Source organism: Massilia sp. CFBP9026, from assembly GCF_034045165.1.
Taxonomy (GTDB): domain Bacteria; phylum Pseudomonadota; class Gammaproteobacteria; order Burkholderiales; family Burkholderiaceae_D; genus Telluria; species Telluria arenae.
Genome location: NZ_JAXCWH010000004.1, coordinates 164,225 through 178,706, shown reverse-complemented (window position 1 = coordinate 178,706; position 14,482 = coordinate 164,225). Strand labels below are relative to the sequence as shown.

Below are 14,482 nucleotides of genomic sequence, written 5' to 3'. Positions count from 1 at the left end.
TCGCCCGGCGGTAGGGTGGGCGGCTGTGCCGCCCACGCGGTGATGGTTGGCGGCCAGATCATCCGGCGCGAAATCGGAGCCGGTAACCATCACCGCGTGGACGGCGTAGCCGTCCACCCTACGCGTCAGTCTGTCTGGCGCATCGTCAGTGCCGGACGGCCGGCGTTCTTGAGCGAAGGGCGGCCAGCAACCGCTTCAGGCTCGAAACGGAAGGTCGACACCAGCTGCGACAGCAATTGCGCCTGTTCGCGCATCGAGGTCGACGCGGCCGCCGCTTCTTCCACCAGCGCCGCGTTCTGCTGCGTCACCTGGTCCATCTGGGCGATCGCCTGGTTCACCTGCTCGATGCCGGCCGACTGCTCCTGGCTGGCCATGGCGATGCCCGACATGATCGCGGTGACACGGCCGATGCTGTCCACGATTTCCTGCATGGTGCTGCCGGCGTCCGACACCAGGCGGCTGCCTTCCTCGACCTTGGCGCTCGAGTCGCCGATCAGGGTCTTGATTTCCTTGGCCGCCGCCGCCGAGCGCTGGGCCAGGTTGCGCACTTCGCTTGCCACGACCGCGAAGCCGCGGCCCTGCTCACCGGCGCGCGCCGCTTCCACGGCCGCATTCAGCGCCAGGATATTGGTCTGGAAGGCGATGCCATCGATGACGCCGATGATGTCCGAGATTTTCTTCGACGAATCGGTGATCGCATCCATGGTCTGCACCACGCGGCCGACGGTCTCGCCGCCGCGGCCCGCCACCTGCGAGGCGGTCTGCGCCAGCGCATTGGCTTCACGTGCATTGTCGGCGTTCTGCTTCACGGTCGAGGTCAGTTCTTCCATCGACGACGCGGTCTCTTCCAGCGCGCCGGCCTGCTGCTCGGTGCGCGACGACAGTTCGAGGTTGCCGGCCGAGATCTGGTCGGCGGCTTCGACGATGGTCTCGGTGCCGCTGCGCACCTGGCCGACGATGCCCACCAGGTTGTCGTTCATGTCCTTCAGGGCGCCCATCAGCACGCCGGTTTCATTGCGGCCTTGCGCGACGATGCGGCTGCTCAGGTCACCGGTGGCGACGGTCTGGGCCACGGCGACCGCTTCTTCCAGTGGCGCGGTGATGCGGCGGCCGATCCACCAGGCGAAGACGGCGCCGGCCACCAGGGCGACCACGGCCAGGATCAGCTGCAGGTTCAGGCTGGTCTTGAAGCCGTCGTCGATCGACTGCGCATCGGCTTCGACCACCTTCTTCTGGTACTCGACGATCGCGCGCAGGCTCTCGACGTACGACTTCACGCGCGGCAGCATGTCCTTGGCCAGGAATTCACGCACCGCTTCGTCGTCGCCAGCGGCCTTTTTCTCCAGCACGCTCTTGCGCGCGGCGCGGTAGCCTTCACGCTGCTCGTCGACCTTGTCGAACAAGGCCATCGCCGCGGCGTCGTCCTTCAGGCTTTCGATGAGCCCCTTGTGCAGCACGTCCGAACGCTTGGACGAGGAGGCGATATCGCCAAGGAAGTATTTCTCGTCCGCTGGATCGGCCATCTTGATAGCGGCGATCGTGCGCGCCGCATTGGTCTCGATGATGGCCTGCCATTCCTGCAGCATCGCCAGACGTTCCATGCTCTGGGTGGTCAGCTTGTCGGTCAGGTCTTCGGCCTTCTTGGTCTGGATCAGGCCGATGCCGACCAGGATCAGCATGGCCGCCAGCAGGGTGGCAAAGCCGCCAAACAGAAGACTGCGCAGCTTGATGTTCTCGATTGCCATAAGTTTCCTATAGAGAAAATTTGGACGCCAACGAGGAGAGTCTGTTCGTTGCCGTACGGAAAGTCGGTATTTTCTCAGACTCGACAGCAATTGCAGTACAAGATTGCATTTTGTATGCCAAATTTCTTGATATGTGTGGCAATGCAGTCACGTTCACTTGTCATCACAACAAGTTATAGCTGATTTTGAACAGGGAAGCGGGGAGGGATGAACAGCAAATACCTGCCCGCGAGCGCGGGCAGGTGAAGGTATTGCTTAACGCGACTTGACGAAGGGCTTGCCCAGCGCCTTCGGCGCCACCGACTTGGCCATCAGGCCGGCCAGCACGACCACGGTGACGATGTACGGGATCATCTGGATCAGCGAACCCGGGATGCGGCCCACGACCGGCAGGTCAACGCCTTCGATCTGGATTTGCACGGCCGAGAAGAAGCCGAACATCATGCAGCCCAGCACCGTGTACAGCGGACGCCAGTTGCCGAACACCAGGGCGGTCAGCGCCAAATAGCCGGCGCCGGCCGACATATCGCGCAAGAAGAAGCCGCTCTGGACGATCGACAGGTAGGCGCCCGAGAATGAGCACAGCACGCCGGCGATGATCATCGCCATGTAGCGGGTGCGCTGGACCGGGATGCCGGCGGCGTCGGCCGCGTGCGGGTTTTCTCCGCAGGCGCGCAGGCGCAGGCCGAAGCGGCTGTGGAACAGCACCCAGTGCACGATCGGCAGCAGGGCGAAGGCGAAGTACACCAGCGGCGAATGGCCGCCGATCAGGCGCGTCCAGACCCAGCCCAGGCCGGGAATGTCGGCCACCAGTTCCGAGCCGGGCAGCACCACGGTCGACAGGCGCGCCTCGCCCAGGTCCGGCGTGCGGCCGCCCTGCTGGAAGAAGTACTGGGCCACGACAAACGTCAGGCCGCTCATCGCGATATTGATGGCGATGCCCGCCACCAGCTGGTTGCCCTTCTGGGTGATCGAGACGAAGGCCTGGATCAGGGCCAGGGCGCAGGAGGCGAGGATGCCGGCGGCGATGCCGATCCACGGGTCCTGGTAGGTGTAGGCGACGCCGGCCGAGACAAAGGCCGAGGCCAGGATCTTGCCCTCGAGGCCGATGTCGACCACGCCGCTGCGCTCGGCGAACAGGCCGGCCATGGCCGCGAAGATCAGCACCGGCGCATTGCGGATGGTGGAGACGACGATGCTGGCGAACTGGAAGTCTTCCATGGCTTATCCCTTGCTGCTACGAGTGGCGTTGATCAGTTTCAGCAGCGCCGGTCCGTACATGTTTTCCATGGCGCCGCAGAACAGGATGATCAGGCCCTGGATGAAAATGAAGGTCTCTTGCGGGATGTTCGGCTTTTCCAGCGACAGGTCGAAACCGCCCTGGATCAGCGCGCCGAACAGCACCGACGACAGCAGGATGCCGACCGGATGCTGGCGGCCCATCAGCGCGATCGCGATGCCGATGAAGCCGGCGCCGGCCGGGAAGTTCAGGCTCAGGTAGTGGGTCGAACCGAGGATCGAGTTCACCGCCGCCAAGCCGGCGAGGGCGCCCGAGATCAGCATCGCGACGATGATGGTGCGGCTGATGCGCACGCCCGCGTAGTGGGCGGCGTGGGCATTCAGGCCGGTCGCCTGCAGTTTATAGCCCCAGCTCGAGCGCGACACTGCCACCCAGTAGACCACCAGGGCGATCAGGGCCAGGATGAAGGCGAGATTGAGCGGGGTGTTCTCGCCGAAGAACGGCAGCCAGGTCGACAGCTGCGGGATCATGGCGGCATCCGAGAACACGCGGCTGGCCGGGTTTTGGTCGCCCTCGGGGATCATGTACTTGACGATGATGAAGTTCATCAGGCCGGCGGCGATGAAGTTGAACATGATGGTCGTGACCACCACGTGGCTGCCGCGCTTGGCCTGCAGGTAGCCGGGCAGGAAGGCCCAGCCCGCGCCGAATACGGCGCTGGCGACGATCGCCAGCGGAATCAGGAGCCAGGCGGAGAGCGACGCGTCGAACGCCAGCATGGCCAGGGTCAGGCCCAGGCCGCCCAGGTACATCTGGCCTTCGGCGCCGATGTTGAACAGGCCCGCCTTCATCGCGATCGACACGGCCAGGCCCGTGAATACGAAGGTCGACGCGTAGAACAGTGTATAGGAGAGGCCCTCCGGATTGATGACGGCGCTGTTGACGAGGATCTGCAGCGATTCGACCGGGCTCTCGCCCAGCAGGTGGATGACCAGCGCGGCGACCAGCAGCGCGGACAGCAGGTTCAGGACCGGCAGGACGAAGCCCGAGGCCCAGCGTGGAAGTTCAGTCGTTTTCATGATTTGTGCATCCCGCCCATCAAGAGGCCAATGCGGGTGGTGTCGAATTCGTCAATATGGAGTTCGCCGGTGACGCGGCCGCCCGACATCACGACGATGCGGTCGGCCAGGGCGCGCACTTCTTCCAGCTCGGTCGACACCAGCAGGATGGCCACGCCTTCGTCGCGCAGGCGCAGCAGCTGGGTGTGGATACTCTCGATGGTGCCGATGTCGACGCCGCGGGTCGGCTGGCCGACCAGCATCAGCTTCGGCGCGGCCGACACTTCGCGCGCGATCACGACCTTCTGCTGGTTACCGCCCGAGAGCAGGCCGATGCGCACATTGGGGTCTTTCGGACGCACGTCGAATTGTTCGAGCAGGTGGGCGCAGCGCTGGGCGATGGCGTCGAAGTCGAACAGGCCGCGCTTCGTGACGCGGTCCTGGTAGCCGAACACGGTGTTCTGCATGACCGAGAAATCCTTGATCACGCCATCGCGCAGGCGGTCTTCGGGTACGTGGCCGATGCCGAGGTCACGGAAGGTGGCGGGCAGGCCGTCGGCGTTCGAGCGGCCGGCGAAGGGCAGCGGCGCGCCTTCCATCGTCACCGTGCCGGAGGTCGGGAGGCGCATTCCGGACAGGATTTCCATCAGCTCGCTCTGGCCATTGCCCGAGACGCCGGCGATGGCGACGATCTCGCCGGCGCGCACGTTAAGAAAGATGTCGGCCAGCAGCTGGACGCCGTTGGCGTCCTTCAGTTGCAGGTTCTCGACCTGCAGCACCGGCGCGCCGGGGGCGTGCGGCTTGCGCGGCAGGTTGCCCTCGATCGGGCGGCCCACCATCATGTTGGCCAGCTGCTCTTTCGAGGTGTCGCGGGTGGCGACGGCGCCGGCCACGCGGCCCGCGCGCATCACGGTCACCTGGTCCGTGATCTCCATGATCTCGCCCAGCTTGTGGGTGATCAGGATGATGGTCTTGCCCTGTTCCTTGAACAGCCGCAGGATGTCGAACAGCGAGGCGATTTCTTGCGTGGTCAGCACCGCGGTCGGCTCGTCCAGGATCAGGATCTCGGCGCTGCGGTAGATTTGCTTGAGGATCTCGACGCGCTGCTGGGCGCCGACCGACAGCGTCGAGATGACCGCCAGCGGGTCGACGTCGAGGTGGTAGCGGGCGCAGATCTCGCGCAGCTTCGCTTCCGTCTCAAGGCGCTTCTTCGACAATTTGAAGCCGCCCTCGGCGCCCAGCATCACGTTATCGAGCACGGTCATGTTCTCGACCAGCATGAAGTGCTGGTGGACCATGCCGATGCCCAGGTCGATCGCTTCCTGGCTGGAGCGGATCTTCTGCTCGGCGCCGTTGATGACGAGCTGCCCGCTGTCGGCATGATAGTAGCCGTACAGGATGCTCATCAGGGTGGATTTGCCGGCGCCATTTTCGCCGATCACGCCATGGATCGAGCCCTTGGCGATCGAGAAGCTGACATCGGCATTCGCCTGCACCGGCCCGAAGGCCTTGCTGATATTGCGAAATTCTACGGCTGGCTGCATTGCGATCTGTCGTAAATATGTGTGTGCTTATCATTCAAAAGCGCGCCGGGCCGGGATCAACCGGCGCGGCGCGCTTCGAATGGGAATTGGTCGATCAGACCGGGCAGCTGCTGCCTGCGCGGTAATCGATGACCTTGATCTTGCCGTTGATGATGTCGGTGCGCACGGCGTTGACGCGCTTTTCGATCTCTGGCGTAACGACCTTGCGGTTGTCCTTGTCCAGCACCCAGTCGACACCGCCTTCCTTCAGGCCCTTGTAATGCACGCCGGCTTTCCAGGTGCCGTTCTTGACGCCCATGAAGGAGTCGTACACGGCCACGTCGACGCGCTTGATCATCGAGGTCAGCATCGTGCCCGGGTGCAGGTAGTTCTGGTTCGAATCGACGCCGATCGCCAGCTTGCCTTGTTCCTTGGCCGCCTGCAGCGTGCCCATGCCGCTGCCGCCCGCCACTGCGAACACGACGTCGACGCCGCGCGCGAACTGCGCGCGCGCCAGCTCGCCGCCCTTGGCCGGGTCATTCCAGGCGGCGGCGGTGGTGCCGACCATGTTCTGGACGATCTCGATCTTCGGCGCTTGCGCCTTGGCGCCCTGGTTGTAGCCGCAGGCGAAGGCGCGGATCAGCGGGATATCCATGCCGCCCACGAAGCCGAGCTTCTTGGACTTGGACGCCATGGCGGCGGCGACGCCGACCAGGTAGGAGCCTTCCTGTTCCTTGAACATCACCGATTCGATATTGGCGCCTTGCGCCACGCTGTCGATCAGCACGAAGCGCACGTTCGGGAATTCACGGGCGACTTTTTGCACGGCCTGGGTTTGCGAGAAACCGATGGCGGCGATCATGTCGACCTTCTTGCGCGCCAGGCCGCGCATGACTTGCTCGGCCTGGGTATCGCTATTGGCCTGGACCTCGAACACCTTGACGCCGGTCTCTTTCGAGAAGCGTTGCAGGCCTTCGAAGGCCGACTGATTGAACGATTTGTCGAATTTGCCGCCCGCATCGTAGACCATGCCGAGCTTCGGCTGCGCGATCGGACCTGCTGCCGGCGCGGCGAAAGCACTGCCGGCGACGCACAGCGCCGCAATGGTCATGCTGAGTTGCTTAAATTTCATCAATGGGCTCCTGGAATAGCGGTATTGTACCCGCGGCATGGCGTCCGATGGGTAGGGGCTGCGCAATTGCTACCTCGAGCGGTAAGGCGGGAGAGGACACTTCGCGCTGCGCGATTGTGTCAGCCCGGCGATCCGCTGGGGGTTACGATTTGTTTCTGGCGACTATTTTCTCAGCAGATGGGCTTACGTGTAGCACGGCCACAACATGCTGGGAGGGTCGATTTGGCTGAAGTCAATACGAATTTGGCAAAATCATGAGCAAGCTCACGCCATTCCAGCGCAAGCTGTCAAATATGCATCAACCTACAAGTTGGTGACAAATACGATTTTACTTGCCAATTTATTCGTTGGAAATATAACTGCTGGCAACTTTCAGCAATTATTTTGTCGCGAGGTCGAAATCGGCAGGCGTAGGCACCGCCTCGGCGGGTGGTTCGGCATTGGCCACGGCGTCCGCGACGGCTGCCGCGGCGGCCGGCGTCACCGGCTGGCTGAACTGGCGGGTGAGGAAGCCGGCGATCAGGTCTTGCGTCGCTTCCAGGTAGGGGATGTTCATGTGGTCGGAATCGGGCACGACGTCGTCCGCCACCAGCTGGCCCAGCTTGGCCACCAGCAGGTCGGTATGCGTGTGCGGCACCACGTCGTCGCTGGCCGCGCGCAGCACATAGGTCGGCGCCTTGAGCGAAGGCGCGTACTTGATCGACTCGAAGCGGTGCTGCAGCATGTACTCGATCGGCATCACGCGGAAGCGCCGCTTGGCGATCGCCAGGATCGAATCGTAGGGCGTGATCAGGACCACGGAATGCGCGGGCCGTTCCTTGGCCACCTGCACCGCGACGCCGGAGCCCAGGCTGCGGCCGACCACGGCGATCCGGTGCGGATCGACCTGGCCGCGCGTGGCGAGCCAGTCGTACAGCAGGCAGCCGTCTTCGATCATGTGGATCTCGGCCGGCACGCCCTGCGATTCGCCATAGCCGCGGTAGTTCATCGCCAGCACGGTCATATTGGGGAACAGCTTGCCCGCATCGCGCACCACCCAGGACACTTCTTCGGAACGGCCGCCGAAATACAGCACCGCCGGGCGCGGACCGGGAATGGTCGGGGTCATCAGCCAGCCGGACAGGCGGGTGCCATCGTTGGCGCGCAAGACCACCGGACGGGTGCGGTGACCGCTGCTGCGCGGGCTTTTGACTTCGCGCTCGAGCGTCGGATTGAAGACCAGGCGGCGCTGGTTGGCGGCAACGGCCGCCGTCAGCCCCAGCCACAGCATGCTGGCAAAGCCCGTGATCCCCGCCGCCATTTTCTTCGACATATCCATGACTGATAGTCTACGCCAACCGTTGAGTTTTGTTCTGTGTGACAGCTCTCACTGTTGGGCAGCCCATGCGGAATGGGTTAAAAAGTTGTTTTAAACCAACATCGAGCACTGCCGTTGTGCTGGTGTTCCGATCGTGCAATTGCGGTTACGATGTGGATTCACCTTTAGCCAACGCCCCCCTGGAGACGCCGTGCATTATCTGCTCACCTATGACCTTGCCCCCGACTACCTCGAGCGCCGCGGCGAATTCCGCGATGAACACCTGAAGCTGGCCTGGGAAGCGCAGGAACGCGGTGAGCTAATCCTGGCCGGCGCGCTGACCGACCCGGCCGATCATGCGGTGCTGGTCTTCGATTGCGAGACGGCCGAACCGGTCCAGCTGTTCGCGGCACGCGACCCCTACGTGACGAACGGCCTGGTGCGCGCCTTCCACGTGCGCCAGTGGAATACGGTCGTGGGTGACCTGGCGAGCAATCCCGTCAGGCCGGCCTGAATTCTTGCCGGATTAACACACCAGATCGGGTAACATCCTCGGCTTGTCGAATATTGCCGGGGAATCCATGCAATCTGCTGTCAATCTGTGGCCACTGCTCGGCGTGGTCGTCGTCGTCGCCGGCTTCCTGCTGCGCGCCAATCCGGTGCTGGTCGCCGTTGCCGCCTGCGGCGTGACCGGCGTCGCGGCCGCCATGCCCGTCATGGCCCTGCTCGAGTCGCTCGGCACCGCCTTCGTCAAGACGCGCAACCTTCCCCTGATCCTGCTGCTGCCGCTGGCCGCGATCGGCCTGCTGGAGCGCTTCGGCCTGCGCGAGCAGGCGCAATCGGTGATCGCCAGGGTGCGCTCGGCCACCGCTGGCCGCCTGTTGATCGTCTACCTGTTCGCGCGTGAGAGCACTGCCGCGATGGGCCTGACCAGCCTGGGCGGCCATCCGACGATGGTGCGGCCGCTGGTCGCGCCGATGGCCGAGGCGGCCGCGGAAGCGCAGCACGGCAAGCTGCCCGAGCGCGTGCGCCACCGCATCCGCGCGATGTCGGCAGCCACCGACAATATCGGCCTGTTCTTCGGCGAAGACATCTTTGTCGCCTTCGGCGCCATCGTCCTGATGCACACGATCCTGCAGGCCGAGGGCATCGAGGTCAATCCGTTGCACATCGCGCTGTGGGGCATCCCGACCGCGATCACCGCCTTCGTGATTCATGCCTGGAACCTGCGCCGGCTCGATGCCGAAATCAAGCGTGAAGTGTCGGCAGCGAAGGAGGCGGCATGACCCTCACCATCGACCACTTCTACATCCTGGTCGGCCTGCTGCTCGCAAGCGTGGCCATCATGAGCCTGATGGACCGCAGCAATCCGCGCCGTGTCACCACCGCGCTGTTCTGGGGCCTGTATGCCTTGCTTTACCTGGCCGGCGAGCGCATGCCGCCGGCGGCGGTCGGCGCCCTGATGATCGTCATGGCCTTGCTGGCCGGCTTCGGCGGCGTCAAGGCCGGCGCGCCGAAGGCCCTGGAGCCGGAGGCGCGCCGCGCCAGCGCCGCGCGCCTGGGCAACCGCATCTTCATTCCGGCGCTGCTGCTGCCGCTGGTGACCGTGATCGGCGCCACCGTGCTCAAGGACGTGCAGATCGGCGGACTGCCGATGCTCGATCCGGCCCACCTGACCCTGGTCAGCATGGGTTGCGGCGCGATCGTGGCCCTGATCGCCGCCTGCTGGCTGACGCGCGCGACGCCGCTGCAGGGCGTGCGCGAGGCGCGGCGCCTGATCGACGCCATGAGCTGGGCGGTGGTGTTGCCGCACATCCTGGCGGTGTTGGGACTGCTGTTCTCGGAAGCCGGCGTCGGCAAGGCGGTGGCGCACCTGACGACCACGTATATCGGCCTGGATTCGGCATTCGTCGCGGTAGCGGTGTACTGTATCGGCATGGCGCTGTTCACCATCGTGATGGGTAACGGCTTTGCCGCCTTCCCGGTGATGGCGGGCGGCGTCGGCATCCCGGTGCTGATCGGCGTGTATGGCGCCAATCCGGCGGTGATGGCGGCGATCGGCATGTTCAGCGCGTACTGCGGCACCCTGATGACACCGATGGCGGCGAACTTCAATATCGTGCCGGCGGCGCTGCTCGAGCTGCCCGACAAGAACGCGGTGATCCGCGCCCAGATACCGAGCGCGCTGCCGATCCTGATAGCGAATATCTTCCTGCTGTATTTTTTGATGAACCTGTGAGGCCGCGATGATCAAGACCGTACTGCTTACCGGCTTCGAGCCGTTCAATGGCGCCAGCATCAACCCGGCCTGGGAAGCGGTGCGCGCGCTCGAAGGCTGGCGCGGCGAACACTTCCGGGTCGAGGTGCGCCAGCTGCCCTGCGTGTTCGGGCAGGCGATCGAAGACCTGGTGGCCATGGTCGACGAACTGCATCCGGATGTGGTGATTGCGGTCGGCCAGGCCGGCGGCCGGCCCGATATCTCGGTCGAGCGCGTGGCGATCAACGTCGACGATGCATCGATTCTCGACAACGGCGGCCAGCAGCCGGTGGATGCGGCCATTGCTTCGGATGGTCCCGCCGCCTATTTCTCGACCTTGCCGATCAAGGCCATCGTGCGTGCGCTGCGTGAGAAGGGGCTGGTGGCCGGGGTGTCGCAGACTGCCGGGACCTTCGTGTGCAACCACGTGTTTTATGGGTTGATGCACCACGCGTCTGTACAGCCGCAGCCAATCAAGGCGGGTTTCATCCACGTGCCTTTCTTGCCGGAACAGGCCGCGGCGCGTCCCGATGCGCCGCCGTCGATGGCGCTGGACGACATCATTGCCGGCATCAAGCTGGCGGTGGAAACGACCGTGAGCGTCGACGCCGACGTGCGCGAAACGGGCGGCGCCACGCACTAGTTCAACATCGGCCGGCCATCATGCTCAAGTCGCTCGCACTGACCGCGCTTACTGTATTGACGGCATGGCTGCTCATTCCGGTCTTCATCCTGCCGCCGCTGGCGTTTTATTACGGCTACCAGGGCTATCGGCGGCGCCACGATGGCAGGACACGCACGAGCATTGGCACGAAGCTCCTGTCATCGATCCCGATGCTGCTTGCCGCAGCTGTATTCTGCTTCGGGATATTCCTGATCACGACCCAGTATCGGGCTTGAGAACACCACTTCATGCGCTGTGGGTACGAGAAATCCGACAAGCGGACAGTCTTCGCGCTGGCACTATTGCTGAGCACTCGGTGAATAAAATACGTTCACCATGTGCTCAAGCGAGGGATGATGCCGTTGCGGATACCGAACCAATCGAGAAGGCGGAGGGAAGGCTGTTACTGTGGGCGATGCAGCGCCTCCAGCGGCCGGCGAAAGCACGTGCACAGCAAAACCTGCGTCGGCCATCCTCCCGGGTCGGGAAGCGCCGAGCTGGAGGTGGCCTGCCGGCGCATCCGTCGCGAGCAGGCCGGCTGATGCGGCCCCCCGGTCGTCGGCACTTCAAGGTCGTGGCTGGGCGAGCAGGAACAGCAGCGGGATGTCCAGCCTGGCCGACCAGGCCTTCTCGCTGTGATCGGTGCCCGGGAATACCCGCTCCAGGTAATTCGCATCCGTGTAACCGCGTTCGCGGATGACTTCACCGCCGAACTCGAAGCTGGGGCCATACAGCGCATCCAGTGTCTCGGTACCGCGGTCCAGGTACAGGCGGTGTCCGGCCGGATCCGGCAGGTGCTTGCTCAGGTAGGCGAAGGTGGCCATCGGGATCGCGGCGTTGCGCTCGAACGTGCCGATCCAGTGGACGGACAGCCCGGCAGCACCGCCGAATACCTGAGGATACTCGCTCATGGCATAGACCGACAGGACGGCGCCCCGGCTCGAACCCATGATGAACGTCGACTCCCGCTCGCGCCGGGTGGCATAACGGCTGTCGATCATCGGCTTGAGCTCATCGACGAGATAGCGCAGGTAGTCGTCCGACCGCGCCCCTTGTTTCATATAGCTCTCGAGCGTTGACTTGTATTTTCCCGGAGCCAGGCGCTCCAGCACTTTCCGTGGAAAGTATTCCGCGTCCCGGAACTCGCCCCGGTTCCAGATGCCGACAACGATCGTCGGCGGAATCCGGCCGCTGCGCATCAGCTGATCGAGTGCGATGTCAACGTGCCAGGACTGCTGGTTCATGGTGATCGTGGGGTCGAACAGCATCTGGCCATCATGCATGTACAACACCTGGAAACGCTGGCCCTGGCCGGCACGCTCGGCGTAATCGGCGGGCAGCCATACGTCCACCGGTCGCTGCTCGATATGGCGCGAGGGCAGGTCGATGCGTTCCAGTCGGCCGGTCGAAGGCTTGGGCTGTGGACCTTGTGCCAGGGCGGAAGGCAGCGTCAGGGCGGTGGCCATGCAAACGATCGCGGCGAGGATGAATAGAGGGCGGGACTGCATGAATGTTCTAACCGGTTATCAGGAAGTTCTATGAGGTGCTCATTATGCCGTGGCGCAGCGTCTCCTCTGCCTGGTATCCATGAAGTCCGGCCTGGTTCAAGAAAAAATACTCATCGTTGACCATAGGAAATTTAAGTAGTATTGTATGTGCATGTTTTCGACATCTGCCGAATGCAGCAAGTCGACAGATGTTCAACCTACAGGGAGCCTGAAATGAATGCGCTTGATAAAACAAAGCCCGTGAATGACCATCGCACCGCCCGCAATGTTTCCGACCACGTCGCACTTGGGCTGACGCTGATGCTGCGCTTCTTTGCGGATACATTTTTTGCTAAACGCTACGGCAACCGGGCGATCGTGCTGGAAACCGTGGCCGCCGTGCCAGGCATGGTTGGCGGCATGCTGGTGCACCTGCGTTGTCTGCGCTGGATGGTCGAGGACCAGGGCTGGATCCGCACCCTGCTCGATGAAGCGGAAAATGAACGCATGCACTTGATGACCTTCGTACAGATCGCAAAACCAAACTGGTTCGAGCGTCTGGTCATCCTGATGGTGCAAGCCCTGTTCTTCGTCGCGTTCTTCCTGCTGTACCTGACTTCACCAAAGACCGCGCACCGCCTGGTGGGGTATTTCGAAGAGCAGGCAGTCATCAGCTACACGCTGTATCTGGCGGAGATCGATGCCGGCCGCGTGGAAAATGTCGCGGCGCCAGAGATCGCGATTGCGTACTGGAACCTGCCTGCCAATGCCCGCTTGCGCGACGTGGTGCTGGTCGTGCGCCAGGATGAGATGGGCCATCGCGATGTCAACCACGGATTCGCCGACGCCCTGACTCCGGTAGAGGTCAATCAGAACGCATGAGCATGGCGTCTTGCCCGGTCGCGGCCAGCCGGATCCTGGCGCTGACGCTACCGGAGACGCGCGAAGAACCGCTTCAGCAAGCCGGCTAGCCGTCGCAACATCCGTGCCTCGAAGGCGAGCACGCGCATCAGCCAGGGCGGCAAGGGAACATCCCTGGCCAGCTTGTCCGCGATGTCTTCCGGTGTCGAGTCGGACGTGAACACCGCCTTGTAGAAGCTGAACAGGATTTTCACTTCGAACAGGACGATCACGGCGATGGCCAGCGTGCGCAGCCAGGCGATGGAACCGAGCAGGTGCTGGTGCTCGGCGGGAATCAGGTGGGAAGTCGCCCAGATGCCGAGCGAAGCGAGACCGATCATGGGCAGGATCACCGCCGTACCGCGGGCCCGGTAGCACCAGAGATAGAGCAGCGGCAGGACGATGGTGAAGTCGAACAGGACGGCGCTCTCGAACAGGCGTGGCTGGCTCCAGTCCTGGAAGTGAAGCGCGCCGACGTCACCCAGCGCGATCGCGATCGCCAGCGGGATGAACCAGTGCTGACGCAGCCACCCAACCGTCCTGTGTTCGTGCGAGAGAAAATTCGTCATCGATTCTTTCCTTGACGGGGCATGCCGTAGAGGCCGAAGGTGGCCGTCCAGGCCGCATAGTAGCTCGCGCCGCCGGGGCTGCGAGACTGAAAACAGGATCAGCGCAATTTGATATAGCTGACCGCCTTCTCGTCACGCAGCACGAAGGCCGCATCCTCGAAGCTCGGCGGCCCGAAGCGGCCGCGCGCATCGCGGCTGAACGCATACCGTTCCTTCGGAATGCCCAGCGCGTTGCGGTCGAGCTTTCCATTGTCGTTCTCGTCCTGGAACGACAGCACGGCCCACGTGCCGGGCGGCAGGTCGTCGACGGTGACCACGGTCTCGCCCACGCGCGCCGCGGCCGACGCCGCATACGGACAATCCTTCAGGAAGGTCGCCTTGTCGCAGATCGCGACCCGCACCGTACCCTTGGTACTCGTAATGCCCTGGACCCTCACCTCGATCGAGGCGGCCGAAGCGAGACCGGCGGCGCCCACGCTTGATGCCAGCAAAAGGGAAACACCCAGGGTGCGAAAGATCGACTGCATGAAAACTCCATTAGGTTAAGTGTGAATCGTGTTTGACCGCTTTTGACCGGTCCAGGGCAGCCCCGCGCAACCGTGCGCATGGG

The 14,482-nt window shown here is 63.6% G+C and carries 15 protein-coding genes; 6 read left to right on the top strand and 9 right to left on the bottom strand.

Going from position 1 to position 14,482, the window contains the following annotated elements; all coding sequences use genetic code 11:
* Positions 1–125: 125 nt before the first annotated feature.
* From SOM28_RS11920 to SOM28_RS11895, 6 genes are all read right to left on the bottom strand, one after another.
* Positions 126–1,745 (bottom strand): methyl-accepting chemotaxis protein, encoded by a 1,620-nt coding sequence (locus SOM28_RS11920; protein ID WP_320468233.1) that lies wholly within the window; start codon positions 1,743–1,745, stop codon positions 126–128.
* Positions 1,746–2,000: 255 nt separating this feature from the next.
* Positions 2,001–2,966 (bottom strand): ABC transporter permease, encoded by a 966-nt coding sequence (locus SOM28_RS11915; protein WP_123071613.1) that lies wholly within the window; start codon positions 2,964–2,966, stop codon positions 2,001–2,003.
* Positions 2,967–2,969: 3 nt separating this feature from the next.
* Positions 2,970–4,064 carry an ABC transporter permease gene (locus tag SOM28_RS11910; protein WP_123071614.1) on the bottom strand — a complete coding sequence of 365 codons (1,095 nt, stop codon included), beginning with the start codon at positions 4,062–4,064 and terminating at the stop codon, positions 2,970–2,972.
* Positions 4,061–5,587 carry an ABC transporter ATP-binding protein gene (locus tag SOM28_RS11905; protein ID WP_123071615.1) on the bottom strand — a complete coding sequence of 509 codons (1,527 nt, stop codon included), beginning with the start codon at positions 5,585–5,587 and terminating at the stop codon, positions 4,061–4,063. The genes SOM28_RS11910 and SOM28_RS11905 overlap by 4 nt, the downstream gene beginning before the upstream one ends.
* A gap of 94 nt (positions 5,588–5,681) precedes the next feature.
* A complete protein-coding gene (locus SOM28_RS11900; RefSeq protein ID WP_123071616.1) occupies positions 5,682–6,698 on the bottom strand; it encodes a BMP family lipoprotein in 1,017 nt (338 codons plus the stop codon).
* Positions 6,699–7,077: 379 nt separating this feature from the next.
* Complete coding sequence (locus tag SOM28_RS11895) at positions 7,078–8,016, bottom strand: alpha/beta hydrolase (protein WP_320468232.1); 939 nt, start codon at positions 8,014–8,016, stop codon at positions 7,078–7,080.
* A 190-nt stretch (positions 8,017–8,206) separates the two neighbouring features.
* Between SOM28_RS11895 and SOM28_RS11890 the strand changes: the two genes are divergently transcribed.
* The 5 genes from SOM28_RS11890 (at position 8,207) to SOM28_RS11870 (ending at position 11,152) form a co-directional block, all read left to right on the top strand.
* Positions 8,207–8,509 carry a YciI-like protein gene (locus SOM28_RS11890; protein WP_320468231.1) on the top strand — a complete coding sequence of 101 codons (303 nt, stop codon included), beginning with the start codon at positions 8,207–8,209 and terminating at the stop codon, positions 8,507–8,509.
* A gap of 67 nt (positions 8,510–8,576) precedes the next feature.
* On the top strand, positions 8,577–9,281 hold the full coding sequence (locus tag SOM28_RS11885) for a DUF969 domain-containing protein (RefSeq protein WP_320468230.1): 705 nt from the start codon (positions 8,577–8,579) through the stop codon (positions 9,279–9,281).
* On the top strand, positions 9,278–10,234 hold the full coding sequence (locus tag SOM28_RS11880) for a DUF979 domain-containing protein (protein WP_320468229.1): 957 nt from the start codon (positions 9,278–9,280) through the stop codon (positions 10,232–10,234). Before SOM28_RS11885 ends, SOM28_RS11880 begins: the two co-directional genes overlap by 4 nt.
* A gap of 10 nt (positions 10,235–10,244) precedes the next feature.
* Positions 10,245–10,895 (top strand): pyroglutamyl-peptidase I, encoded by a 651-nt coding sequence (gene pcp, locus SOM28_RS11875; protein WP_491715951.1) that lies wholly within the window; start codon positions 10,245–10,247, stop codon positions 10,893–10,895.
* 20 nt (positions 10,896–10,915) lie between these two features.
* The gene (locus tag SOM28_RS11870; RefSeq protein WP_320468227.1) at positions 10,916–11,152 is read left to right on the top strand and encodes a hypothetical protein; all 237 of its coding nucleotides are present in this window, start codon (positions 10,916–10,918) and stop codon (positions 11,150–11,152) included.
* Between the two features lie 330 nt (positions 11,153–11,482).
* Here the strand turns inward: SOM28_RS11870 and SOM28_RS11865 are convergent, their stop codons facing one another.
* Positions 11,483–12,382, bottom strand: a complete 900-nt coding sequence (locus SOM28_RS11865; RefSeq protein ID WP_320468226.1) for an alpha/beta hydrolase — start codon at positions 12,380–12,382, stop codon at positions 11,483–11,485.
* Between the two features lie 255 nt (positions 12,383–12,637).
* On the opposite strand from SOM28_RS11865, the gene SOM28_RS11860 reads away from it, so the two are divergent.
* Positions 12,638–13,285 carry an alternative oxidase gene (locus SOM28_RS11860; protein WP_123071624.1) on the top strand — a complete coding sequence of 216 codons (648 nt, stop codon included), beginning with the start codon at positions 12,638–12,640 and terminating at the stop codon, positions 13,283–13,285.
* A 47-nt stretch (positions 13,286–13,332) separates the two neighbouring features.
* Here the strand turns inward: SOM28_RS11860 and SOM28_RS11855 are convergent, their stop codons facing one another.
* Positions 13,333–13,872, bottom strand: a complete 540-nt coding sequence (locus SOM28_RS11855) for a hypothetical protein (RefSeq protein ID WP_320468225.1) — start codon at positions 13,870–13,872, stop codon at positions 13,333–13,335.
* A 98-nt stretch (positions 13,873–13,970) separates the two neighbouring features.
* The gene (locus tag SOM28_RS11850) at positions 13,971–14,399 is read right to left on the bottom strand and encodes a DUF2141 domain-containing protein (protein ID WP_147933792.1); all 429 of its coding nucleotides are present in this window, start codon (positions 14,397–14,399) and stop codon (positions 13,971–13,973) included.
* Positions 14,400–14,482: the final 83 nt, after the last annotated feature.